The 25,514-nt window shown below is 60.1% G+C and carries 20 protein-coding genes; 13 read left to right on the top strand and 7 right to left on the bottom strand.

What is annotated here, in order from left to right; translation table 11 throughout:
• The first annotated feature begins 103 nt into the window (after positions 1-103).
• Both argE and argA read left to right on the top strand, forming a co-directional pair.
• The gene (gene argE, locus CS390_RS23605) at positions 104-1,261 is read left to right on the top strand and encodes an acetylornithine deacetylase (protein WP_099776256.1); all 1,158 of its coding nucleotides are present in this window, start codon (positions 104-106) and stop codon (positions 1,259-1,261) included.
• 114 nt (positions 1,262-1,375) lie between these two features.
• On the top strand, positions 1,376-2,674 hold the full coding sequence (argA, locus tag CS390_RS23600; protein WP_065760066.1) for an amino-acid N-acetyltransferase: 1,299 nt from the start codon (positions 1,376-1,378) through the stop codon (positions 2,672-2,674).
• Between the two features lie 101 nt (positions 2,675-2,775).
• On the opposite strand, the gene CS390_RS23595 is transcribed toward argA, so the two are convergent.
• Positions 2,776-4,152, bottom strand: a complete 1,377-nt coding sequence (locus CS390_RS23595) for a glutamine synthetase family protein (protein ID WP_065760067.1) — start codon at positions 4,150-4,152, stop codon at positions 2,776-2,778.
• Between the two features lie 277 nt (positions 4,153-4,429).
• Here CS390_RS23595 and CS390_RS23590 point away from each other — a divergent pair, with 277 nt between their 5' ends.
• The 11 genes from CS390_RS23590 (at position 4,430) to CS390_RS23540 (ending at position 19,001) form a co-directional block, all read left to right on the top strand.
• Complete coding sequence (locus tag CS390_RS23590; RefSeq protein WP_099776255.1) at positions 4,430-5,206, top strand: gamma-glutamyl-gamma-aminobutyrate hydrolase family protein; 777 nt, start codon at positions 4,430-4,432, stop codon at positions 5,204-5,206.
• A gap of 39 nt (positions 5,207-5,245) precedes the next feature.
• The gene (locus CS390_RS23585; RefSeq protein WP_065760069.1) at positions 5,246-6,604 is read left to right on the top strand and encodes a glutamine synthetase family protein; all 1,359 of its coding nucleotides are present in this window, start codon (positions 5,246-5,248) and stop codon (positions 6,602-6,604) included.
• A gap of 47 nt (positions 6,605-6,651) precedes the next feature.
• A complete protein-coding gene (locus tag CS390_RS23580; RefSeq protein WP_065760070.1) occupies positions 6,652-8,013 on the top strand; it encodes an aspartate aminotransferase family protein in 1,362 nt (453 codons plus the stop codon).
• Between the two features lie 168 nt (positions 8,014-8,181).
• Positions 8,182-9,279, top strand: a complete 1,098-nt coding sequence (locus tag CS390_RS23575; protein ID WP_099776253.1) for a polyamine ABC transporter substrate-binding protein — start codon at positions 8,182-8,184, stop codon at positions 9,277-9,279.
• Between the two features lie 174 nt (positions 9,280-9,453).
• On the top strand, positions 9,454-10,548 hold the full coding sequence (locus tag CS390_RS23570; RefSeq protein ID WP_099776251.1) for a polyamine ABC transporter substrate-binding protein: 1,095 nt from the start codon (positions 9,454-9,456) through the stop codon (positions 10,546-10,548).
• 60 nt (positions 10,549-10,608) lie between these two features.
• Positions 10,609-11,751 carry a polyamine ABC transporter ATP-binding protein gene (potA, locus tag CS390_RS23565; protein ID WP_065760073.1) on the top strand — a complete coding sequence of 381 codons (1,143 nt, stop codon included), beginning with the start codon at positions 10,609-10,611 and terminating at the stop codon, positions 11,749-11,751.
• The gene (locus CS390_RS23560; RefSeq protein ID WP_065760074.1) at positions 11,748-12,668 is read left to right on the top strand and encodes an ABC transporter permease subunit; all 921 of its coding nucleotides are present in this window, start codon (positions 11,748-11,750) and stop codon (positions 12,666-12,668) included. Before potA ends, CS390_RS23560 begins: the two co-directional genes overlap by 4 nt.
• Entirely contained in the window at positions 12,665-13,561 is an 897-nt protein-coding gene (locus tag CS390_RS23555) for an ABC transporter permease subunit (protein ID WP_099776250.1), read from the top strand. Before CS390_RS23560 ends, CS390_RS23555 begins: the two co-directional genes overlap by 4 nt.
• A gap of 243 nt (positions 13,562-13,804) precedes the next feature.
• Entirely contained in the window at positions 13,805-14,896 is a 1,092-nt protein-coding gene (locus tag CS390_RS23550) for an efflux RND transporter periplasmic adaptor subunit (RefSeq protein ID WP_065761695.1), read from the top strand.
• Entirely contained in the window at positions 14,893-15,957 is a 1,065-nt protein-coding gene (locus tag CS390_RS23545; RefSeq protein ID WP_065761694.1) for an efflux RND transporter periplasmic adaptor subunit, read from the top strand. Before CS390_RS23550 ends, CS390_RS23545 begins: the two co-directional genes overlap by 4 nt.
• On the top strand, positions 15,954-19,001 hold the full coding sequence (locus tag CS390_RS23540) for an efflux RND transporter permease subunit (protein ID WP_099776248.1): 3,048 nt from the start codon (positions 15,954-15,956) through the stop codon (positions 18,999-19,001). Before CS390_RS23545 ends, CS390_RS23540 begins: the two co-directional genes overlap by 4 nt.
• An 82-nt stretch (positions 19,002-19,083) precedes the next feature.
• On the opposite strand, the gene CS390_RS23535 is transcribed toward CS390_RS23540, so the two are convergent.
• The 6 genes from CS390_RS23535 to CS390_RS23510 are packed head-to-tail and all read right to left on the bottom strand — an operon-like array spanning position 19,084 to position 25,509.
• Entirely contained in the window at positions 19,084-19,728 is a 645-nt protein-coding gene (locus tag CS390_RS23535) for a methionine ABC transporter permease (RefSeq protein ID WP_099776246.1), read from the bottom strand.
• The gene (locus CS390_RS23530) at positions 19,718-20,845 is read right to left on the bottom strand and encodes a methionine ABC transporter ATP-binding protein (protein WP_099776244.1); all 1,128 of its coding nucleotides are present in this window, start codon (positions 20,843-20,845) and stop codon (positions 19,718-19,720) included. Before CS390_RS23530 ends, CS390_RS23535 begins: the two co-directional genes overlap by 11 nt.
• A gap of 1 nt (position 20,846) precedes the next feature.
• Positions 20,847-21,653, bottom strand: coding sequence for a MetQ/NlpA family ABC transporter substrate-binding protein (locus tag CS390_RS23525; RefSeq protein ID WP_099776242.1), 807 nt, complete (start codon positions 21,651-21,653; stop codon positions 20,847-20,849).
• Positions 21,646-23,043: an LLM class flavin-dependent oxidoreductase gene (locus CS390_RS23520; protein WP_099776241.1), complete on the bottom strand. Its 1,398-nt coding sequence runs from the start codon at positions 23,041-23,043 to the stop codon at positions 21,646-21,648. Before CS390_RS23520 ends, CS390_RS23525 begins: the two co-directional genes overlap by 8 nt.
• Positions 23,043-24,248, bottom strand: coding sequence for an SfnB family sulfur acquisition oxidoreductase (locus CS390_RS23515; RefSeq protein WP_099776239.1), 1,206 nt, complete (start codon positions 24,246-24,248; stop codon positions 23,043-23,045). Before CS390_RS23515 ends, CS390_RS23520 begins: the two co-directional genes overlap by 1 nt.
• 19 nt (positions 24,249-24,267) lie before the next feature.
• On the bottom strand, positions 24,268-25,509 hold the full coding sequence (locus CS390_RS23510) for an SfnB family sulfur acquisition oxidoreductase (protein ID WP_065760077.1): 1,242 nt from the start codon (positions 25,507-25,509) through the stop codon (positions 24,268-24,270).
• Positions 25,510-25,514: the final 5 nt, after the last annotated feature.

Genomic DNA, 25,514 nt, shown 5'->3' with positions numbered 1-25,514 from the left:
ACAGGGGGCGTCTTGGCCGTGCAGTGTACAGGAGTCGGCCGCAGACGGTTTATTCCAGATGCCCGATGGCCCTATGATGAGGTCCGACCCGAGGAGAATCCGCATGCCGTTGCCGCCGCTCAAAGACCAGTTTGCCGCGCTGATTGCCGCACCCTCGGTCAGTTGTACTCAAGCCGCGCTGGATCAATCCAACCGTGCGGTGATCGACTTGCTCGCCGGTTGGCTGGGCGACCTCGGTTTCGCCTGCGAGATCCAGCAGGTGAACCCCGGCAAATTCAACCTGCTGGCCAGCTATGGCAGCGGCCCGGGCGGGTTGGTGCTGGCCGGGCACAGCGACACCGTGCCGTTCGACCCGCAACTGTGGCAGACCGACCCGCTGAAGCTGACCGAGGTGGACGGGCGCTGGGTGGGCCTGGGTAGCTGTGACATGAAAGGCTTCTTTGCATTGATCATCGAAGCGGTGCGCACCCTGCTCGATCAACCGTTCAAGCAACCCCTGCTGATTCTCGCGACCTGCGACGAGGAAAGCTCGATGGCGGGGGCCCGGGCGTTGGCGGCGGCGGGGCGGCCATTGGGGCGCGCGGCGGTGATCGGTGAGCCCACCGGGCTGCGGCCGATCCGCCTGCACAAAGGCGTGATGATGGAGCGCATTGATATTCTCGGGCGCAGTGGCCATTCGTCGGATCCGCGCCTGGGCCATAGTGCTCTGGAGGCGATGCATGAGGCGATGGGCGAATTGATGGTGCTGCGTCGGCAATGGCAGCGCGAGTTCAACAATGCGCAGTTCAGCGTCCCCCAGCCGACCCTGAACTTTGGTTGCATTCATGGTGGCGACAACCCCAATCGCATCTGTGGCCAATGTGCTCTGGAGTTCGACCTGCGGCCGTTGCCCGGCATGGACCCGGAAGCGTTGCGTGCCGCCATTCGTGGCAAGCTTCAGCCATTGGCCGAGCGTCATCAGGTGCGTATCGACTATGCGCCATTGTTTCCCGAGGTGCCGCCGTTTGAGCAGGCGGCTGACGCCGAACTGGTGCGTCTGGCCGAACGTCTTACCGGGCATAGTGCTGAAGCAGTAGCCTTTGGCACCGAAGCGCCTTATCTTCAGCGCCTGGGGTGCGAGACCCTGGTGCTTGGCCCAGGCGACATCGCCTGTGCGCATCAGCCGGGTGAGTACCTCGAAATGTCACGCTTGCAGCCTACCGTGCGTCTATTGCGTGAGTTGATCGAACATTATTGCCTCAGCCCGGCTATTGCCCGCTGAGTTCGACTGTATTTTTTCAAGGAGAGTACGCGTGACGCCAAGCCTGTTCCGACGATAACCCTTCGAGCGCTGTGTGTTGTTCCGCCTTTGTTCAATTTTTTACAGGCTCTGGTTATGCACGATTACGTCAACTGGCTGCGTCACGCTTCGCCTTACATCAACGCCCACCGGGACTGCACGTTTGTTGTCATGCTCCCTGGCGACGGGGTTGAACACCCTAATTTTGGCAACATTGTCCACGACCTGGTGCTACTGCACAGCCTGGGTGTGCGCCTGGTACTGGTGCATGGCTCGCGCCCACAGATCGAGAGCCGCCTGGCGGCACGCGGCCTCACGCCGCATTACCACCGTGGCATGCGCATCACCGATGCCGCGACCCTGGAATGCGTGATTGATGCCGTCGGCCACCTGCGGATTGCCATCGAAGCGCGGCTGTCGATGGACATGGCAGCCTCGCCGATGCAGGGCTCGCGCCTGCGGGTGGCGGCCGGCAACCTGGTGACTGCAAGGCCGATTGGAGTAGTTGAAGGCATCGACTATCACCACACTGGCGAAGTGCGCCGGGTTGACCGCAAAGGTATCAACCGGCTGCTCGACGAACGTTCGATCGTGTTGCTTTCACCACTGGGTTACTCGCCCACCGGCGAAATTTTCAATCTGGCCTGCGAAGACGTGGCGACTCGCGCCGCCATAGACCTGGGTGCCGATAAGCTGCTGTTGTTCGGTGCCGAGCGTGGCTTGATCGACGAGAATGGCAACCTGGTGCGTGAGCTTCGCCCGCAGCAGGTACCGGCGCATCTGCAACGGCTGGGCAGCGATTATCAGGGCGAGTTGCTGGATGCGGCTGCCGAGGCATGCCGTGGTGGCGTAGCGCGCAGCCATATCGTCAGTTATGCCGAAGACGGTGCCTTGCTGACGGAGCTGTTCACCCGTGACGGTGGCGGTACGCTGGTTGCCCAGGAGCAGTTCGAGAAGGTCCGCGAGGCGGCCATCGAGGATGTCGGTGGCTTGCTGGAGCTGATCAGCCCGCTGGAGGAGCAGGGGATTCTGGTGCGTCGTTCGCGTGAGGTGCTGGAGCGTGAGATCGAGCAATTCAGTGTGGTTGAACGCGAGGGCATGATCATCGCCTGTGCTGCGCTTTACCCAATTGCCGATTCCGATGCGGGTGAACTGGCGTGCCTGGCGGTCAACCCCGAGTACCGCCATGGGGGGCGCGGTGATGAACTGCTCGAGCGCATCGAGACGCGCGCGCGGGCAATGGGCCTGAAGACCCTGTTCGTATTGACGACCCGTACTGCGCACTGGTTCCGTGAGCGTGGGTTCTCCCCAAGTGGCGTCGAACGCCTGCCAGCGGCGCGGGCGTCACTGTACAACTTCCAGCGTAATTCGAAGATCTTCGAGAAAGCCCTCTGAGGCTATCGCCGGTAGAGCCGGCGATAACGAGACAGCGGGCGCATAAAAAAACGCCGTCGACCCAGCGGGCCGACGGCGTTTTTCAGTGCAGCGCACACCGTTTACACGGTGTGCAGGTACCAGTTGTACTCAAGGTCGGAGATCGAGTGCTCGAACTCTTCCAGCTCACTTTCCTTGCACGCGACAAAGATGTCGATGTACTTCGGATCGATGTACTTGGCCATGATCTCGCTGTCGTCCAGCTCGCGCAGGGCATCGCGCAGGTTGTTCGGCAGGCTCTGCTCGTTCTGCTCGTAGGAGTTGCCTTCCACCGGCGCACCGGGCTCGACCTTGTTGGTCAGGCCATGGTGTACACCCGCCAGGACGGCCGCCATCAGCAGGTACGGGTTGGCATCGGCACCGGCAACGCGGTGTTCGAGGCGCACCGCGTCGGAGCTGCCGGTTGGTACGCGCAGCGCCACGGTACGGTTGTCCAGGCCCCAGCTCGGCGAGTTCGGTACGTAGAACTGTGCACCGAAACGGCGGTACGAGTTGACGTTCGGGCAGAGGAACGCCATCGACGCGGGTAGGGTCTCGAGCACACCGCCGATCGCGTGACGCAGTGCGGCGTTCTGCTCGGGATCCTCACTGGCGAAGATGTTTTTACCATCTTTATCCAGTACGGAAATATGGACGTGCAGACCGTTACCCGCCTGGCCTGGGTAAGGCTTGGCCATGAAGGTGGTGTCCATCTCATGGTCGTAGGCGATGTTCTTGATCAGTCGCTTGAGCAGTACCGCATAGTCACAGGCCTTGAGCGGGTCTGGGACGTGGTGCAGGTTCACTTCGAACTGTGCCGGGGCGCTTTCCTTGACGATGGCGTCGGCAGGGATGCCCTGTTCCTTGGCCCCTTCGAGGATGTCCTGAAGGCAGTCGACATACTCGTCGAGGTCGTCGATCAGGTAAACCTGAGTCGAAATCGGACGCTTGCCGGAGATTGGCGAGCGCGGCGGTTGTGGACGGCCGTTCACGTTCTCCTGGTCGATCAGGTAGAACTCAAGCTCGAAGGCGGCGCAGATGGTCAGGCCCAGTTCATCGAATTTGGTCACGACCTGACGCAGGACTTCCCGAGGGTCGGCGAAGAACGGCTCACCTTCCAGCTCGTGCATGGTCATCAGCAGCTGCGCGGTAGGGCGCTTTTGCCAGGGTTCGTTGGAGAGAGAGCCCGGGATCGGATAGCAAATCCGGTCGGCGTCGCCGATATCCAGGCCCAGGCCGGTGCTTTCCACCGTCGAGCCGTTGATGTCCAGGGCAAAGAGTGAGGCCGGCAGGTTGATGCCTTTCTCGTAAACCTTGTGGAGGCTGGTGCGTTCGATGCGTTTGCCACGCACCACACCATTCATATCCGCAATCAGAAGGTCAACGTACAGAACCTCAGGATGTTCCTTAAGGAACGCGTTCGCTTCGTTAAGCTGAACGGCACGCGGGGGTACCGACATGATGCAACACCTTTGTTGTTAAATATATCAATCAATGGGGGCTTGCAGCTCCAGTCAATCCGAAAGCCACCCTTAAGTCAAGCTGACCCAATGATGCCCTAAAACGGCGCCTCAGCGGCACTTTTGCTGCAATTGAGGGCGCCGATAGCCCGTCCATCGGGTAAACATGGGTGATGCTGAGCAGGCCGTGTTCTATTTTTTACGGGGGTGTTGTGTAAAAAAATGAACAAGGCTAAGCTCGAACGTAACCCATAACAGCAATAATACCGGGGGTTACATGTCTCGCATGCCGATAATCGGCGTGACCGCCTGCACCAAGCAGATCGGTCTGCATGCTTTCCACATCAGTGGCGACAAGTACGTGCGCGCAGTTGCGCTGGCAGCCAAAGGCTTGCCATTGATTCTGCCGTCGCTGGCGGAACTGCTCGACCCGGCTGAAATAATTGACGGCCTGGACGGGCTGCTTTTTACCGGCTCCCCCTCAAATATAGAACCTCATCACTACCAAGGGCCGGCCGATGGCCCGGGCACCCCTCACGATCCTCAGCGTGATCACACCACGCTGCCGTTGTTGCGTGCTGCGGTTGCTGCTGGCGTACCCGTACTGGGCATCTGCCGTGGCTTCCAGGAACTGAATGTGGCGTTCGGTGGCAGCCTGCACCAGAAGGTTCATGAAACCGGAACCTTCATGGATCACCGTGAGCCTTCAAACGAACCGGTCGAAGTCCAGTATGCCCCAAGCCATACCCTGTGGGTTCAACCTGGCGGCGTGCTGGCCGGTCTGGGCCTGGCATCCGAAATTCAGGTCAACTCTATCCATGGTCAGGGCATCGCGCGTTTGGCACCGGGCCTGCGTATCGAGGCAGTGGCCCCAGACGGTTTGATTGAAGCTGTATCAATTGAAGGTAGCACGGCTTTTGCTTTGGGGGTGCAATGGCACCCCGAATGGCACGTGATGTCCAATCCGGACTATCTGGCCATTTTCCAGGCGTTTGGCGATGCCTGCCGAAAGCGGGCCAGTCAGCGTGATGCCAATTCATCGCATCGCGCCTGACGCCACCTTAATAGAAGCAGGTTACCTTCAGAGGTGTTTATGAGTACCAATCTCGATCAGCTCACCGATTGGTTGAAAGAGCACAAGATCACTGAAGTCGAGTGTTTGATCAGCGATCTCACCGGGATTACCCGCGGCAAGATCTCGCCTACCAACAAGTTCATTGCCGAGAAAGGCATGCGCTTGCCCGAGAGTGTCCTGCTGCAGACGGTCACTGGCGATTACGTCGATGACGACATCTATTACGAACTGCTCGACCCTGCCGACATCGACATGATCTGCCGCCCCGACGAGAACGCGGTGTTTCTTGTCCCGTGGGCCATCGAGCCTACTGCACAGGTGATTCACGACACCTATGACAAGTTTGGCAGCCCGGTCGAACTGTCACCGCGTAACGTCCTGAAGAAAGTGCTCAAGCTGTATGCCGACAAAGGTTGGCAGCCGATCGTCGCGCCAGAGATGGAGTTCTACCTGACCAAGCGTTGCGAAGACCCGGACTTCCCGTTGCAGCCACCGGTCGGTCGCTCCGGTCGCCCGGAAACCGGTCGCCAGTCGTTTTCCATCGAAGCAGCCAACGAATTCGACCCGCTGTTCGAGGACGTCTACGACTGGTGCGAACTGCAGAACCTGGACCTCGATACGCTGATCCACGAGGACGGCACGGCACAGATGGAGATCAACTTCCGTCATGGTGACGCGCTGTCCCTGGCCGACCAGATCCTGGTGTTCAAACGCACCATGCGTGAAGCTGCGCTCAAGCATAACGTCGCCGCAACGTTCATGGCCAAGCCGATGACGGGCGAGCCAGGCAGCGCGATGCACCTGCACCAGAGTGTGGTGGACGTGCAGACCGGGAAGAACATCTTCTCCAATGACGACGGCAGCATGAGCGACCTGTTCCTCTACCACATCGGCGGTCTGCAGAAGTTCATTCCCGAGCTGTTGCCGCTGTTCGCGCCCAACGTCAACTCGTTCCGGCGTTTCCTGCCTGATACCTCGGCACCGGTGAACGTCGAATGGGGCGAGGAAAACCGTACTGTCGGTTTGCGGGTTCCAGATGCCAGCCCGCAGCATCGCCGCGTCGAGAACCGTCTGCCGGGCGCCGACGCCAACCCGTACCTGGCAATCGCTGCCAGCCTGCTGTGTGGCTACATCGGCATGGTGGAACGCATCAACGCCAGTGCGCCGGTGCAGGGGCGCGGCTATGAGCGACGCAACCTGCGCCTGCCTTTGACCATCGAGGATGCGTTGGAGCGGATGGAAAACTGTAAGGCCCTGGAGAAGTACCTGGGCAAGAAATTCATCACAGGCTACGTGGCGACCAAGCGCGCCGAGCATGAAAACTTCAAACGCGTAATCAGCTCTTGGGAACGAGAGTTCCTGCTGTTCGCGGTCTGATCAACCCGGGGCCGCAGGAGCGCGGCCGCCAGCAATTGGAGAAGCACATGAGCGTCAAGAACCCGCAAACCCGTGAATGGCAAGCCTTGAGCGGCGAGCACCACTTGGCCCCTTTCAGCGACTATAAACAGCTGAAGGAGAAAGGCCCGCGCATTATTACCAAGGCCAAGGGTGTGTACTTGTGGGACAGCGAGGGCAACAAGATCCTCGATGGCATGGCCGGGCTTTGGTGTGTGGCGGTTGGCTACGGTCGTGAAGAGCTGGTGAAAGCGGCCAGCGACCAGATGCGTGAGCTGCCTTACTACAACCTGTTCTTCCAGACTGCTCACCCACCGGCACTGGAGTTGGCCAAAGCCATTTCCGCGGTTGCTCCGAAGGGTATGAGCCATGTGTTCTTCACCGGTTCCGGCTCCGAGGGTAACGACACCGTACTGCGTATGGTGCGCCATTACTGGGCGCTCAAAGGCAAGCCGCAGAAGAAGGTGATCATCGGCCGCGTAAACGGCTACCACGGTTCGACTGTCGCGGGCGCCAGCCTGGGTGGCATGGCCTTCATGCACGAACAGGGCGACCTGCCGATTCCGGGCATCGTGCACATTCCGCAACCTTACTGGTTCGGTGAGGGCGGCGACATGACCCCGGACGAGTTTGGCGTCTGGGCGGCCGAGCAGTTGGAGAAAAAGATTCTCGAAGTGGGTGAGGACAACGTTGCGGCCTTCATTGCCGAGCCGATTCAAGGGGCCGGTGGTGTGATCATTCCGCCAGAAACCTACTGGCCCAAGGTCAAGGAAATCCTCGCCAAGTACGAGATTCTTTTCGTTGCCGACGAAGTGATCTGTGGCTTTGGTCGCACCGGTGAGTGGTTCGGTTCCGATTATTACGACCTCAAACCCGATCTGATGACCATCGCCAAGGGCCTGACCTCCGGTTACATCCCCATGGGCGGCGTTATCGTGCGTGACGAAGTTGCCCGCGTGGTCACTGAAGGCGGTGACTTCAACCACGGCTTCACCTACTCAGGCCACCCGGTGGCGGCTGCAGTAGGCCTGGAAAACCTGCGCATCCTGCGTGACGAGAAGGTCATCACGCATGTTCATGAGGAAACGGCACCGTATTTGCAGAAGCGTCTACGCGAGCTAAACGATCACCCGCTGGTGGGCGAAGTTCGTGGCTTGGGGATGCTGGGTGCGATCGAACTGGTCAAGGACAAAACGACCCGTGCGCGCTATGAAGGCAAAGGCGTGGGCATGATCTGCCGGCAGTTCTGCTTCGACAACGGGCTGATCATGCGCGCTGTAGGCGACACCATGATCATTGCGCCGCCGTTGGTGATCACGCGTGAAGAGATCGATGAGCTGGTGGAAAAGGCACGTAAATGTCTGGACCTGACCTATGAGGCGATCCAGTAAGCCTGCTGCTAGGCTAGCGTTGTGACATTAAGGGGGCTCAGGGTTGCTCTTTCCTTGAAAGAGCGCCTTGTACCTTGCCAGACTAGCGGCTGTTTCAGTCGCCTAGTGCCTGCGCCGAAGGTCCCGGTTGCTGAACAGATGGTCAATAAAAATTCTGGAGCATTACGCATGAAGAAATTGGGCAAGACGCTGTTGGCAATGTCCCTGATGGGGGCAATGGCCAGTGCTGTTCAGGCAGAAGACAAGACGCTGCACGTGTACAACTGGTCTGACTACATTGCAGCAGACACCATCGCCAAGTTCGAAAAGCAGTCGGGCATCAAGGTGGTCTACGACGTTTTCGACAGTAACGAAACGCTGGAAGCCAAGTTGCTGGCCGGTAAATCCGGTTACGACGTGGTCGTACCTTCGAACAACTTCCTGGCCAAGCAGATCAAGGCCGGGGTTTACCAGGAGCTGGACAAGTCCAAGCTGCCGAACTGGAAAAACCTCGATACCGACCTGCTCAACGCCGTTGGCAATGCCAGCGACAAGGGCAACGTGCACGCCTTCCCTTACATGTGGGGCACGATCGGCATCGGCTACAACCCGGAGAAGGTCAAGGCTGCGCTGGGCGTCGACAAGATCGATTCCTGGGACGTGGTGCTCAAGCCGGAGAACATCGCCAAGCTCAAGAGCTGCGGCGTGAGCTTCCTCGATTCGCCGACCGAGATGATTCCGGTGGCGCTGCACTACCTCGGCTACCCGACCGATTCCCAGGACAAGAAGCAGTTGGCTGAGGCCGAAGCGCTGTTCCTGAAAATCCGTCCTTCGATCGCTTACTTCCACTCCTCCAAGTACATCTCGGACTTGGCCAACGGCAACATCTGCGTCGCCGTGGGTTACTCGGGCGACCTGGAGCAGTCCAAGGCGCGTGCTCATGAGGCTGGCGACAAGGTCAAGCTCAGCTACGCCATTCCGAAAGAAGGCGCGGGCAGCTTCTATGACATGGTCGCGATTCCAAAGGATGCCGAGAACCTCGACGCAGCCTATCAGTTCATGAACTTCCTGATGCAGCCGGAAATCATGGCCGAGATCACCAACGCCGTCCGCTTCCCGAACGGCAACAAAGCGGCAACGCCGCTGGTGGACAAGGACATCTCTGGCGATCCGAGCATTTACCCGTCGGATGAAGTGAAGGCCAAGCTGTATGCAATCAGCGACTTGCCGCCGGCTACCCAGCGGATCCTGACGCGCAGCTGGACCAAGATCAAGTCGGGCAAATAAGCCTGGGTTGACCCGCTGAGCGCTGCCCGGAAGCTCTAGGGCAGCGCTTTTGCGGGAGGTGAGGGCAAATATTTTTTGCCGGTTGGGTGTATCGAAGGTAAGTTGCGCGCCGGTTTGGTTATCCGGCAGAGCATTCTGTCGTTTAGCTCGGGCACTATTGAGAGGACCTTCCACTTGTCTATTTCTGTATTTCGCAAGGCCTTGATGGCTGGAGCGGGTCTGGCGCTGGCGATCAGCGTCCAAGCGGCGCCCACGGTGCACATTTACAACTGGTCGGACTATATCGGTCAGACCACACTGGCAGATTTTGAGAAAGAAACCGGCATCAAGCCGTTGTATGACGTGTTTGATTCCAATGAAACCCTGGAAGGCAAACTACTGGCCGGTCGTTCCGGCTATGACGTGGTCGTGCCGTCCAACCATTTCCTCGGCAAGCAGATCAAGGCGGGTGCGTTCCAGAAGCTCGACAAATCGCTGCTGCCGAACTGGCAGAACCTCGATCCTGCGCTGCTCAAGCGCCTGAACAAGAACGACCCGGGCAACCAGTACGCGGTGCCTTACCTGTGGGGCACCAACGGCATTGGTTACAACGTCGACAAGGTCAAGGCCGTGCTGGGTACCGACAAGATCGACTCGTGGGCCATGCTGTTCGAGCCGGAAAACATCAAGAAGCTGTCCGCGTGCGGTGTCGCGTTCCTCGACTCCCCGGACGAGATGCTCCCGGCAGTGCTCAATTACATGGGCCTGGACCCCAACAGTACCAACCCGGCCGACTATAAAAAGGCCGAGGCCAAGCTGATGGCGGTACGCCCTTACGTGACCTATTTCCACTCGTCCAAGTACATCTCGGACCTGGCCAACGGCGACATTTGTGTGGCCGCTGGCTTCTCCGGCGATGTATTCCAGGCCAAGTCCCGCGCTGAAGAGGCGGGCAAGGGCGTGCAGGTGGCGTATGCAATTCCCAAGGAGGGCGGCAACCTCTGGTTCGACATGCTGGCGATTCCCAAGGACGCCGGCAATCTCAAAGAGGCGCACGCTTTCATCAACTATTTGCTCAAGCCTGAGGTTATTGCCCAGGTCAGCGATTACGTCGGTTATGCCAACCCGAATCCAAAGGCTGGCGATCTGATGGACCAGAGCGTTAGAACCGACGCAGCGGTTTATCCACCGCAAGAGGTGCTGGACAAGTTGTACGTCAATGCTGAGTTGCCACCCAAGGTGCAACGTTTGATGACCCGTAGCTGGACCAAGGTCAAGTCGGGCAAATGAGTATCCAGGGCCCGTCACGGCAGGGGCGGGCTGCAAAAATTCTTGTTGGGAGTTTCACACATGGCTGTTGCCTCCGGTGCCTATAAAAAAGCCCTCGATGGCGGCCAGCAACCTAAACAGGTGCTGGTGAAGATCGATCGGGTTACAAAAAAGTTCGACGAAACGGTCGCCGTGGACGATGTGTCCCTGGAAATCCGCAAGGGCGAGATCTTCGCTCTGCTGGGTGGCTCCGGCTCGGGTAAATCCACATTGCTGCGGATGTTGGCCGGTTTCGAGCGTCCGACCGAAGGCCGCATCTTCCTTGATGGTGTCGACATCACCGATATGCCGCCTTATGAACGGCCGATCAACATGATGTTCCAGTCCTATGCGTTGTTCCCGCACATGACCGTTGCGCAGAACATCGCGTTCGGCCTGAAGCAGGACCGCATGCCGGCTGCCGAGATCGACGCCCGTGTGGCCGAGATGCTCAAGCTGGTGCACATGACCCAGTATGCCAAGCGCAAGCCGCACCAGCTTTCCGGCGGTCAGCGTCAGCGTGTGGCCCTGGCCCGCTCCTTGGCCAAACGGCCAAAACTGCTGTTGCTCGACGAGCCAATGGGCGCACTGGACAAGAAGTTGCGTTCGCAGATGCAACTGGAACTGGTGCAGATCATCGAGCGCGTGGGGGTGACCTGCGTGATGGTGACCCACGACCAGGAAGAGGCCATGACCATGGCCGAGCGCATTGCGATCATGCACCTGGGCTGGATCGCCCAGATCGGTAGCCCGATCGACGTCTACGAGACCCCGACCAGCCGCCTGGTCTGTGAGTTCATCGGCAACGTCAACCTGTTCGAAGGCGAAGTGGTGGACGACGCCGAAAGCTATGCGCTGATCTCCAGCCCCGAGCTTGAGCGCGGCATCTATGTTGGCCACGGCGTCACTACCTCGGTGGAAGACAAGCACATCACCTATGCGCTGCGCCCAGAGAAGCTGCTGGTAACCACCGAGCAACCGTCATGCGAGCACAACTGGTCGCGCGGCAAGGTTCACGATATTGCCTACCTGGGTGGCCATTCGGTGTTCTACGTCGAGTTGCCGAGCGGCAAGGTGGTGCAGTCGTTCGTTGCCAACGCCGAACGCCAGGGAACCCGGCCAACCTGGGGTGACCAGGTCTATGTGTGCTGGGAAGATGACTCCGGTGTGGTACTGCGCTCATGAAAATTCGAAAACTGAAGCGCGCTTTCCAGCGCCTGGTTCCCGAGGGGCGTCACCTGGTCATTGGTGCGCCATTCCTGTGGCTGTTCCTGTTCTTCATGCTGCCGTTCTTCATCGTTCTGAAGATCAGCTTTGCCGAAGCGGACGTCGCTATTCCGCCGTACACCGAGATCTATACCTTCGTCGAGCAGAAACTCGAACTGGTGCTGAACCTCGGCAACTACGCCATGTTGACCGACGACGAGCTGTACCTGTCGGCGTACCTGGGCTCGTTGAAGATGGCCTTCATCAGCACGCTGCTGTGCTTGTTGATTGGCTTTCCGATGGCTTACGCCATCGCCAATGCGCGCAAGGAAACCCAGACGGTCCTGCTGCTGTTGATCATGATGCCGACCTGGACCGCGATCCTGATTCGGGTCTATGCCTGGATGGGCATCCTCAGCAACAACGGCCTGCTTAATGGCTTCTTGATGACCATGGGCTTTATCGACCAGCCGTTGCAGATCCTCAATACCAACCTGGCGGTTTACATCGGTGTGGTGTACTCGTACCTGCCGTTCATGATCCTGCCGCTGTATGCCAACCTGGTGAAGCACGACCCAAGCTTGCTTGAAGCCGCTTCCGACCTGGGTTCCAGCACCTTCAACAGCTTCTGGAAAATCACCGTGCCGCTCTCCAAGAACGGGATCATCGCCGGTTGCATGCTGGTGTTCATTCCGGTTGTAGGTGAGTTCGTTATCCCAGAGCTGCTCGGCGGCCCGGAAACCCTGATGATCGGTAAAGTGCTGTGGCAAGAGTTCTTCAACAACCGTGACTGGCCAGTGGCTTCGGCACTGGCGGTAGTGATGCTGGCGATCCTGATCGTACCGATCCTGCTCTTCAACCGTAGTCAGGCCAAAGAGATGGAGGGTCGGGCATGAAGCGTTTCAGTTTCTCCAAGCTGATGCTGGTAGTGGGCTTGCTGTTCATCTACCTGCCGATGCTGATCCTGGTGATCTACTCGTTCAACGCCTCCAAGCTGGTGACGGTCTGGGGCGGCTGGTCGGTGAAGTGGTACGTTGGCCTGCTCGACAACAGCCAGTTGATGGGCTCGGTGGCGCGCTCGCTGGAAATCGCCTGCTACACCGCGATTGCCGCCGTTGTCCTCGGTACCCTGGCGGCCTTCGTGCTGACCCGGGTAACCCGCTTCAAGGGCCGTACCCTGTTTGGTGGCCTGGTCACTGCGCCGTTGGTCATGCCTGAGGTGATTACCGGTCTGTCGTTGCTGCTGCTGTTCGTGGCAATGGCACAGATGATCGGCTGGCCGCAGGAACGTGGCATCCTCACCATCTGGATTGCGCACACCACCTTTTGCTCTGCCTATGTAGCGGTGGTGGTGTCGGCACGCCTGCGCGAGCTGGACCTGTCTATCGAAGAGGCTGCAATGGACCTGGGTGCGCGGCCATGGAAGGTGTTCTTCCTGATCACCATCCCGATGATCGCGCCTTCGCTGGCTGCGGGCGGCATGATGTCCTTTGCCCTGTCGCTGGACGACCTGGTATTGGCCAGCTTCGTCTCCGGCCCGGGCTCGACCACCCTGCCGATGGAAGTTTTCTCGGCTGTGCGTCTGGGCGTGAAGCCGGAAATCAACGCGGTGGCCAGCTTGATTCTGCTGTCGGTGTCGTTGGTGACCTTCCTGGTCTGGTACTTCAGCCGTCGTGCCGAAGAGCGCCGTCGTCGGGCTATCCAGCAAGCCATCGAGGAAAGTGCAGCCGACTCGTGGAAGCAACCGGACGTGCGTCGCGCGCCGGCACCTGCTGCCGTTTCGGTGTAAGTGCAAGCAAGCGCATACGTCAGCTGGCGTATGCGCTTACGCAATGGTGGTATCGCCGAAAAGGTCGCCCCTCACCCGGGCGGCCTTTTCTGTCTCTCTGATCTGAATCAACATTTCTTTTTGACCTACGCAATGTAGTGTCGATTCCTGCATTCCTTCGCTGGCTTCGCAAGCGGCGCTCGTAACCCTGATCTACGCTAACACTCGCATCCTCTCTTCGACTGGGTATCGCAAGGAGCTCGCATGCCGGTGTCGCGTCCAAACCTGATTGTCTGCCTGGGGCTCACGTTGCTACTAGGGGCCTGTGGCGAGAAAACAACCATCGAGTCGCAACGCCCGCGTGTTGTGGTTCAGGTTGCCGAGACCAATGATTACGCTGCCGCAGCGACGCTGACAGGCGATATCCAGGCACGCGTGCAGACTGAGTTGTCGTTCCGGGTGGGCGGCAAGATCATTTCCCGCAGTGTCGATGTTGGCGACCGGGTGACGGCCAAGCAGGTGCTGGCAAGGCTTGACCCCAAGGACCTGCAGACCGACGTCGATTCAGCCGCTGCACAAGTGTTTGCCGAGCAGGCACGTGTCACCCAGGCCAGCACGGCGTTTGCCCGGCAGCAAAAGTTGCTGCCCAAGGGCTACACCAGCCAGAGCGAATACGACACCGCCGAAGCCGCCCTTCTCAGTAGCCGTAGCGCGCTGAAGGCTGCCGAGGCGCAATTGGCCAATGCCCGTGAGCAGTTGAGTTATGCCGCCCTTGTAGCCGATGCTGCAGGCATCATCACCGCGCGTCAGGCCGAAGTCGGGCAGGTGGTTCAAGCGACAATGCCCATTTTCAGCCTGGCTGTCGATGGCCCGCGCGATGCGGTGTTCAACGTGTATGAGTCGCTGTCGGTTGACCCACGTAATGACCGGCGCGTGACTGTTCGTATGGTCGATAACCCGCAAGTGCAGGCCTCGGGGCGGGTGCGTGAAGTGAACCCGACCGTCTCGGCGCAGAGCGGTACTGTGCAGGTAAAAGTCGGGCTGGACTCGACTCCCAAGGGCATGGAGCTGGGCTCCGTCGTCAGTGCCAGCGTGAATGCTGCGGGTAAAACAAGTGTCGAGCTGCCTTGGGCGGCCTTGACCAAGGCGCTGCATGATCCTGCTGTCTGGGTGGTCGACAAGGACGGCAAGGTCAACCTGCAGTTGGTGACGGTTAGCCGCTACCTGACCGGCAAGGTGGTGATCTCGGAGGGGTTGAAGGGCGGTGAGACGGTGGTCGTGGCCGGTGGCCAGACCTTGCACCCAGGTGCAGTGGTTGAGGTGGCTCCGGCCAGTGCTGAAGGGGTGACGCCATGAAATCTGTTGCGATCCTTCTCAGCTCCTGCCTGTGCCTGGTTGCCTGCACCGAGGAACACAGCGAGGAACCCGTACGCCCGGTACTGACGTTGCGGGTCACGACACAGGACGCTCAACAATTGGGGCGTTATGCCGGGAGCATCCAGGCACGCTATGAAACCAACCTGGGTTTTCGGGTGGGTGGGCGAATCGCCCAGCGTCATGTGGATGTTGGCACCGAGGTGGCCAAGGATGCCTTGCTGGCCACGCTTGACCCGACCGATCAGCGTAACCAGCTGCGCGTCGCCGAGGGTGACCTCGCCAAAATCCAGGCCCAATTGATCAACGCCCAGGCCAATGCTCGACGCCAGCAGCAGTTATACGAGCGGGGGGCTGGCGCGCAGGCCCAATTGGATATTGCCCAGACCAACCTGAAGACCACCAAGGCTGCCCTGGACCAGGCCAGTGCGGCGTTCAGGGAGGCGCGTGACCAGCTCGGCTACACCGAGCTGCACACCGACCATGGGGGCGTTGTGACGGCTTGGCAAGCCGAAGCCGGACAGACCGTTACCGCCGGCCAACCCGTGGTCACGTTGGCCCGTCCTGAAGTCAAGGAGGCGGTTATCGACCTGCCGACAACACTGGCGGAGCAGTTGCCCAAGGGCTTGCGTTTTTATGTTGAGGCGCAGCTTGACCCCAGCACTAATACATCCGCCTCGCTGCGTGAGCTTGAGCCGCAGGCCGACGCGGCGACCCGTACCCGTCGTGCCCGTTTGACTCTGGCCGAGTCGCCGATCGGCTTCCGCCTGGGGACGGCAATCAGTGTCTCCCTGAGTTCGGCCGTGGCGCCACGTGTGGAACTACCCGTCAGCGCTGTGCAAGAGGCGGACGGCCAGAGCCGGGTATGGGTGGTCGACGAGCAGCAGCAGACCGTCTCGCCCCGTGAGGTCAAGGTACTTGAACGTAACGAAGAGCGGGTCGCGTTGGCCTCGGGGGTGGAGGTTGGAGAGCGAGTGGTCAGTGCCGGGGTACACAGCCTGAAGCCGGGGCAAAAGGTCAAACTTGATGAGGTGGGCCCATGAAAAGGAGCTTCAACCTGTCCGAATGGGCGCTCAAACACCAGTCGTTCGTCTGGTACCTGATGTTCGTATCCCTGTTGATGGGCGTGTTCTCCTACCTGAACCTGGGTCGGGAAGAAGACCCTTCCTTTACCATCAAGACCATGGTCATCCAGACCAGTTGGCCGGGTGCGACCCAGGATGAGACCCTCAATCAGATTACCGACCGGATCGAAAAGAAGCTCGAAGAACTGGACTCTCTCGATTATGTGAAAAGTTACACCCGCCCGGGTGAGTCGACGGTATACGTCAACCTGCTTGAAACCACCAACGCCAAGGACATTCCGGAAATCTGGTACCAGGTTCGCAAGAAGATCCAGGACATCAAGGCTGATTTTCCCAAGGGGGTTCAGGGGCCGGGTTTCAACGACGAGTTTGGCGACGTGTATGGCTCCATCTACGCCTTTACTGCTGACGGGCTGACCATGCGGCAGTTGCGCGACTATGTCGAGCAAGTGCGCGCCGAGCTTCGTGCGGTACCGAATCTGGGCAAGGTATTGATGATCGGCGCGCAGGACGAAGTGCTTTACCTGAATTTTTCCACCCGCAAGATGGCCGCAATGGGCATTGATCGGAACCAGGCAATACGAGCCTTGCAAGCGCAGAACGCAGTAACGCCTGCGGGCATCATCGAGGCCGGACCAGAGCGGATTTCGGTACGTACCACAGGCCAGTTTGCCTCCGAGAAAGACCTGGAACAGGTGAGCCTGCGTCTCAACGATCGCTTTTACCGGTTGGCCGACATTGCCGATATCAGCCGCGGTTACGTCGACCCGCCGACGCCGATGTTCCGCTTCAATGGTCAGACGGCGATTGGCCTGGGCGTCGGCATGAAATCCGGCGGTAACATGCAGGTATTCGGTGAGGCCCTGCACAAGAAAATGGAGGAAGTGGTCGCCGACTTGCCGGTGGGCGTCGGGGTGCATACCGTTTCAGATCAGGCGGTGGTGGTCGAAGAAGCCGTTGGTGGTTTTACCAGCGCGCTGTTCGAGGCTGTGGTGATCGTGCTGGTGGTGAGTTTTATCAGCCTTGGCATCCGTGCCGGCCTGGTGGTGGCATGTTCGATCCCGCTGGTATTGGCCATGGTCTTCGTGTTCATGGAGTACAGCGGTATCACCATGCAGCGGATCTCTCTCGGTGCGTTGATCATTGCATTGGGGTTGTTGGTGGACGATGCCATGATCACCGTCGAGGTGATGGTCACCCGCCTGGAAATGGGCGAGACCAAAGAGCAAGCGGCAACCTTTGCCTATACCTCGACAGCGTTCCCGATGTTGACCGGCACGCTGGTGACCGTCGCCGGTTTCGTGCCCATTGGTCTTAACGCCAGCTCGGCGGGCGAGTACACCTACACGTTGTTTGCAGTCATTGCCATATCCCTGCTGGTGTCTTGGGTGGTTGCCGTGCTGTTTGCCCCGGTGCTGGGCGTGCATATCCTCAATGCCAAGGTGAAGGCCCACGACAAGAAAGCAGGGCGCTTTGACAAGGCGTTCCAGAACGGTTTGCTCTGGTGCATGCGTCATCATTGGCTAACGATCATTGCCACGGTGCTGCTGTTTGCGCTGTCGTTGTTCGCTATGCGGTTCGTGCAGAACCAGTTCTTTCCGGCCTCGGACCGCCCGGAGTTTCTTATCGACTTCAACCTGCCGCAGAACGCCTCGATCGAAGAAACCCGAAAGGCGGTTGACCGCTTTGAAGCAACGCTCAAGGGCGATCCGGATATCGTTCGTTGGAGCAGTTACATTGGCCAGGGCGCGATCCGTTTCTACTTGCCGCTGGACCAACAACTGGTCAACCCCTACTTTGCCCAATTTGTCATCGTCAGCAAGGGCTTCGAGGAGCGCGGAGCGTTGATGGCCCGCTTGCGGGAGCGGCTGAAAACCGACTTTGTCGGTATCAATACCTATACCCAGTCATTGGAAATGGGGCCGCCCGTGGGCTGGCCGATCCAGTACCGGGTCAGTGGTTCGGACACCGATCAGGTGCGGCGGCATGCCATCGGGCTGGCGACCTTGCTGGATAACAACCCGAACATCGGCGAGATCATTTACGACTGGAACGAACCGGGCAAGGTCATGCGTATCGACATTGCTCAGGACAAGGCCCGGCAGTTGGGGCTGTCTTCCGAAGATGTGGCCAACATCATGAACGGTATTGTCAGCGGTGCGGCGGTGACACAGGTGCGTGACAACATCTACCTGATCGACGTGATCTCCCGTGCCGATGACAATGAGCGCGCCTCGCCACAGACCCTGCAGAACCTGCAAATCCAAAGGCCCAATGGCACTTCGATCCCATTGCTGGCGTTCGCGACTGTGCGCTATGAGTTGGAGCAGCCACTGGTCTGGCGTCGCGACCGCAAACCGACCATTACCGTTAAGGCAGCGGTCAGCAGTGAGATTCAGCCCACGGATCTGGTCAGGCAGCTCAAACCGCAGATCGATGAATTCGCCAGCAAGTTGCCAGCCGGCTACCAGGTGGCCACCGGCGGTACGGTGGAGTCCAGCGCCAAGGCCCAGGCGCCAATTGCCAAGGTTGTGCCACTGATGCTGTTCCTGATGGCGACCTTTCTGATGATCCAGCTGCACAGCGTGCAGAAGCTGTTCCTGGTCGTCAGCGTCGCACCGTTGGGGTTGATTGGCGTGGTACTGGCGTTGGTGCCGACCGGTACGCCGATGGGCTTCGTGGCGATCCTGGGGATCTTGGCGTTGATCGGTATCATCATCCGTAACTCGGTGATTTTGGTGACGCAGATTGATGAGTATGAAGCCCAGGGCTATGGCCCGTGGGAGGCCGTCATGCAGGCGACCGATCACCGACGTCGGCCGATCCTGCTGACGGCCGCCGCGGCGAGTCTGGGCATGATCCCGATTGCGCGAGAAGTGTTCTGGGGGCCGATGGCCTACGCGATGATCGGCGGGATCATCATCGCAACCTTGCTGACGTTGCTGTTTCTGCCGGCGCTTTATGTGGCCTGGTTCAAGATCAAGGAGCCGAAACACGCTTGACTGTACGGAGGTGCGGCGCGTGTGGCAGGTACAGTAGTACGCGGCGTCTGTATCGCGGGCAAGCCCGCTCCCACAGGGGGGGTCAGCGTTTGTTCAGGCCCTTGGCCAGGCGGTCGCCGCCCAACTGGATCAGTGCCACCAGCACCACCAGCATGACGATGACGGTCAGCATGATCTGGCTGTCGAAACGCTGGTAGCCGTAACGGTAGGCGATGTCGCCAAGGCCGCCCGCGCCGATGGCCCCGGCCATCGCCGAGGAGTTGATCATGGTGACCAGGGTGATGGTAAAACCGCCGACGATGCCTGGCAGGGCTTCAGGCAACAGTACATGCCAGACGATGTGCCAGCGTCGGCAACCCATCGCCTGCGCCGCCTCGATCAGACCATGATCGACCTCGCGCAGGCTCACTTCGGCGATCCGTGCGAAGAAGGGGGTTGCGGCAATGGTCAGCGGTACCACTGCCGCCCAGACGCCGTAGGTGGTGCCGACGATCAGGCGGGTGAAGGGGATCAACGCCACCATCAGAATCAGAAACGGTATCGAGCGGAACAGGTTGACGAAGGCGCCGAGCACCCGGTTGACGGTCGGTGCCTCGAAGATCCCACCCTTGCCGCTGGTGACCAGAATCACCGCCAACGGGATGCCGGCAAGCAGGGCGATCAGCGAAGACACGCCCACCATCAGCAAGGTATCGAGTACACCCTGTAGCAGACGATCAAACCACATATCCGAGTACCTCCACCTGTGCTGCCCAGCCTTGGGCGCGTTCGATCACGTTGTCGTGGCTATGCGGTGATTGCTCCACCGAAATCACCAACTGGCCCAGGGGCCTTCCCTGAATTGACTCAATGCCACCCTGCAAGAGGCTGACCCGGCCACCTAGCGTACTGAACAGTGTCGACAACTGCGGTGCATGCTTGTCCCGGCCACTGACCCGCAAGCGCAGTACCAGCGCCGCCTCAGGGCCGGGCGCTTGTGCCTGGAGGCGCGCTTGCAGGTGTTCGGGGAGGGCCGGTTGCAGTGGCGCCAGCAAGGTCTTGCTGACGTCGTGCTGTGGCTCGCCAAACACTTGCCAAACCGCGCCCTGCTCGACGACATGGCCCTTTTCCAGCACCACCACGCGGTGGCAGATCTCGCGGATCACGGCCATCTCATGGGTAATCAGCACGATGGTCAGGCCCAGGCGCTGGTTGATATCGCGCAGCAGGCCCAGGATCGACTCGGTGGTCTCCGGGTCCAGTGCCGAGGTTGCTTCGTCGCAGAGCAGGATTTCGGGGTCATGGACCAGCGCCCGGGCAATGCCGACGCGCTGCTTTTGCCCACCGGACAACTGTGCCGGATAGACATGGTGTTTTTCCTGCAAACCGACCAGCTCCAGCAACGCAGCGACCTTGCGCTGGCGTTGCTCCTTTGGCACACCGGCTACCTTCAGCGGCAGCTCGACATTCTGCCAGACGGTTTTGGCCGACATCAGGTTGAAGTGCTGGAAGATCATGCCGATGCGACGACGCAGGTTCACCAGACGGTCTTCGTCGAACTCACCGATGTCGACCTGGTCGATCAGTACCCGCCCGCTGCTCGGTTGTTCCAGGCGATTGATGGTGCGGATCAGCGACGACTTGCCCGCGCCGCTGCGGCCGATGATGCCGAAGATCTCGCCACGCTGGATGTTCAGGTCGATGCTCGACAGCGCCGGGGCAGCTTGCCCCGGGTAGGTCTTGTTCAGGCCTATGAAACGGATATGGGCTGTGCTCAGCTCCGGGTGCAGGGCCCTTTGCTGAGCGTTTTGAGGTGGCGCGAACGGTTGCGCGTCCAGCGCCAGGCGGGCGTTGGCGGCACTCATCTCAACGCTCCCAGCCAGGCTGATAGAGCTTGCCGTAGGCCTTGTCCAATGCGCTATGAACGACCGGCGAGTGCTGGTAGATATCAATGAACCTGGCCAGGCGCGGGTCATCTTTGCTCTGTGGTTTGATCACGAATTGAATCACGTATTCCTTGTGATCCAGGCCGTCGAACAGCAACGCGGAGTTGGCATCGAAGGTGTTTGCCAGGCGAATGTAGTGCGGATAACCCTGCACCAGGTCGGCATCATCGTAAGCCCGTACCAGTTGCACCGCTTCGACCTGAAGAATCTTCAGCTTCTTCGGGTTGGCGACGATGTCATCTTCAGTCGCCTTGTAGCCGACACCTGGCTTGAGGGTGATCAAGCCTGCCTTGGCCAGCAACTGCAGGCCGCGTCCGCTGTTGATCGGGTCGTTGGCAATCGCGACGCTGGCACCTTCAGGCAGTTCGTCGAGGCTTTTGTAGCGCTTCGAGTACAGCCCCACGTTATTGATGATCCCGGGTGCATACGGCACCAGGTCGAAACCCGCCGCGTGCTTGGCGTTTTCCAGGAACGGGACATGTTGGTAATAGTTCACGTCGATGTCACCGTTGGCGAGGCTGACGTTCGGTGCGATCCAGTCGCTGAACTCGATCAGTTCCACCTTGAGCCCCTGTTTCCTGGCTTCGCTGACGGCGGCTTCCAACGGCGGGGCGAAGGCCGCAGTAGTGCCGACTTTCAGCGGGGCCTCGTTTGCCTGTGCCGCACCAAACAGGCCAAGGGTCAGGGCGATGGCCGCAACAGGGCGGGCCAGAACGGTCTTAAGCATGCTGTAGCGCTCCAATCGGTTGGACGGTTGATTCAGACGGGGTGCGGTAGCTGGCCCCGGTGTGCTGGTCAGGCAGTCGGGCGCTGCCGCCAAAGAGTTTTTCCCGCAGGCTGCCGTCTTCGTAGGCGGTTTTGTACGAGCCACGGCGTTGCAGCTCGGGTATGACCAGGTCGATGAAGTCGACATAGCTTTCCGGGGTGACCGTGCGCGCCAGGTTGAAACCGTCCAGGCCGGTTTCGTCGATCCAGGCTTCCAGCTCATCGGCAACCTGGGTTGGTGAGCCGACCAGGGTGATGTAGCGCCCGCCGAGGGCGTGTTGCTCGAGCAGCTTGCGGCGGGTCCAGTCGTTGTTCTGCAGGTTTTTCGTGGCCGACTGGATGGCGTTGTTTTTTTCGTACTGGATCGGTTCGTCCAAGTCGTACTTGGCAAAGTCGATTCCGGTTGAGCTGGCAAAGTGCGCAACCCCGGCTTCGGCGCTGGCGTAGCGCAGGTACTCAGCCTGTTTGGCCCGTGCTTTCTGCTCGCTCTCGGCAACGATGACCGTCAGGCCCATGAACACCTTGATCGACTGCGGGTCGCGCCCGGCGGCCACTGCTGCGGCCCGCACCTTGTCGACCTGGGCCCGCGTCGCGGCTTTGTTCTGGCCGCTGATGAACACGCACTCGGCGTGCTGCCCGGCAAAACTCAGGCCGCGTTCGGAACTACCGGCCTGGAACAGCACCGGGGTCCGTTGCGGAGAGGGCTCGCAGAGGTGATAGCCCTCGACGCGATAGAACTCGCCGTGGTGCTGCACCTTGTGCACTTTGTCTGACTGGGCATAGACCCGTTGCTGTGGATCGTTGACCACCGCATCGTCTTCCCAACTGCCCTCCCAGAGTTTGTAGAGCACCTGCAGGTACTCATCGGCCTGGTCGTAGCGGCGGTCATGCTCCGGTTGGGCGTCCAGGCCCATGGCTTTTGCCGCGCTGTCGAGGTAGCCGGTGACAATGTTCCAGCCAACCCGACCGCGGCTCAGGTGGTCGAGCGTGGAGAGCCGTCGAGCAAACAGATAGGGGGGCTCGTAGGTCAGGTTGGCCGTCAGGCCAAAGCCCAGGTTACGGGTGACTGCGGCCATGGCGGACACCAGCAGCAGCGGGTCATTGACCGGCAACTGGATGGCCTCCTTGAGCGTGACGTCCAGCGATTGCTGGTACACGTCATAGACGCCAACGATGTCAGCGATGAATAGCCCGTCGAACAGTCCGCGCTCAAGCAGTTTGGCCAGGTCGGTCCAGTACTCCAGTGTGTTGAACTGGGTGGAGGTATCCCGTGGGTGTGTCCACAGCCCATGGTTGATGTGCCCGATGCAGTTCATGTTGAAGGCATTGAGCAGGATCTTTTTCTTCGCCATCAGATGGTCCCCCGCAGTGGTGGGTTTTCATCGTTGAGGTAGTAGTTGCCGATGGCGTGGTACTTCCAGCGCACCGGATCGTGCAGGGTATGGGTGCGGGCGTTGCGCCAGTGCCGGTCAAGGCCATGTTCGGCCAGTGTGGCCTGGCTGCCTGCCAGCTCAAACAAGGTGCTGCCGGCGGCCAGCGAGATTTCGGTGCTGATGGCCCGTGCTTCGGCAACCGCAATGGAAGCGGCGGCAACGGTGTCGGCGTTGGTCTCGGCTTGCGCCCTGTCGAGGTATTCACCTGCGCGTTCGAGCAGTGCCTCGGCGGCGTGCAGACGAATTGCCAGGTGCCCGAAGGCCTTCAGGCTCAACGGGTCGTCGGTGGCTTTTTCGATACCCGAGTCGATCCAGGGCCGCGTGCGTGTACGCACGAACTGCAGGGCATCTTCATAAGCGGCGCGGGCGATGCCCGTGTCGATCGCAGCATGGAGAATCTGCGCCAGTGGCCCGACGGGTGTTGGCCGCTCGAAGGCGCTTTGAAAGGGCACGATATCGTCGGCCGCTACCTGCACGTTGTCGAACACCACCGAACCACTGCCGGTGGTGCGTTGGCCGAAACCACTCCAGTCGTCGATGACATTCAGGCCCGGGCTGTTGGCTGGAACGAAGGCCAGGTGCTGTTCACCGTGCTCGTCGACCACCGAGGTCGGAATCCGTTGAGCATACAGCGCACCGGTGGCGTAGAACTTGCGGCCATTGATGCGCCAGTGCTCGCCTTCACGGCTCAGTGCGGTGGTGCGGTCATGGGCGGTTTTGGTGCCCAACTCAGCCAGGGCATTGCCGAAGCGCTGGCCTGCGAGTACTTCGGCATACAGGCGCTGCTGTTGCTCTGGGCTGCCGTTGACGCGCAGCACTTCCAGTGCATAGAAGTGGTTCTGCGGGATCTGGCCGAGCGATGAGTCGGCCTGGGCAATACGGCTGATAACCTTGGCCAGGGTGACGTTGGACACCCCGGCACCACCGTAGGCTTTCGGGACCGTGATACCCCATAGGCCAGAGCGCGAGAACAACGCCAGTTCGGCATGCGGCAACTGCCGCTCGCGGTCGCGCAGGATGCTGTCCTGACGCAATTGTTGGGCGATATCCTCGGCGATCTGCAAGGCCTGGGCATCAGTGTGGATAACCGCAACGCTGGCGTGCGGTAGTGACAAAAGGCTCATAGAGGCTCCAGTGGTCTGGTCAGATCCAGGAATGCCGGGCAGGCAGGGTACCGTTGAGGTAATAGGCGCCGACGGCGTGGTATTTCCAGCGCACCGGGTCATGCAGGGTGTGCACACGGGCATTGCGCCAATGCCGGTCGAGGTTGAACTCGGCCAGGCTGGCCCGGCTGCCGGAGAGTTCGAAGAGTTTCTCGCTGGCCTGCAGGGAAATTTCCGTGGTCAACACCTTGGCCTCGGCCACGGCGATGGAGGCCCGAGCGGCCGCCTCGGCGTCAATTGGTGCGGCATTGACTGCATCCAGCACGCGCGCAGCTTTGCTCAGCAGCGCCTGGGCCGCGTGCAGTTCAAGCTGCAGGCGACCGATGTCGGCGATCACGTACGGGTCGTCGCTGGCGCGTTCGACCTTGGCATCGATCCATGGGCGAGCACGTTCGCGCACAAAGGCGATGGTGTCGGCGAGTGCCGCTTCGGCGATCCCGGCATCGATGGCGGCCTGGATCAATTGCGAGACGGCGCCCTGAATATTCGGGCTTTCACCGATCCGCCAGTTATCGACGACCAGTTCCGCGTCGACCGGAACCTTGTCCAGCAGGACGGTGCCGCTGGCGGTGGTACGTTGGCCGAAGCCAGACCAGTCATCGACAATGCGCAGCCCCGGGCTGCCCCGGCGTACAAACGCCATGACCTGACGGCCTTCATCATTCAGCGCTTTGACCGCGACCCAATGGGCGTACAGGGCGCCGGTCGAGTAGAACTTCTGCCCGCTGATAACGTAACCGTCGCCTTGGCGGGTAATGCGCGCCTTGAGCTCCAAGGTGTTCTTGGTGCCGCGCTCCGGGCCGGCATTGCCGATGCGCCAGCCGTTCAGCACGCTGGTGAACAGCAGGGCTTTCTGCGGCTCGGTTGCTGCGCCTTGCAGCAGTTGCAGGATGCCGACCTGATTTTGCGGGATCTGCCCGAGCGCAGGGTCGGCGGCGCTGATAATGCGAAACACCTCGGCCAGGGACTGAAACGAGACCTGCGGGCCACCATAGGCCCGGGGGATCGTGATACTGCCCAGGCCGCTGTGGGTGAAAAGTTCGATTTCACTCCAGGGCAGCTTGCGTTGCTGATCGCGTTTGGCTGCCTGGGTGCGGGCGACTGCGGCCAGTTCGTGAGCTGCCTGCAAGGCTTCGGCGTCATTGCGCAGAACCTTGGCCGGCAAGAGTAATGGGGCGCTGTCCAGATCGCTGTGGACTGTGGTGATTGCCAGACTGGACATTTCAG

It is taken from the genome of Pseudomonas sp. HLS-6 (genome assembly GCF_002753995.1).
In the GTDB taxonomy this organism is placed as follows: Bacteria; Pseudomonadota; Gammaproteobacteria; order Pseudomonadales; family Pseudomonadaceae; genus Aquipseudomonas; species Aquipseudomonas defluvii.
Note: the sequence above shows the minus strand (reverse complement) of the source record. Positions and strands in the feature narration are given on the sequence as shown.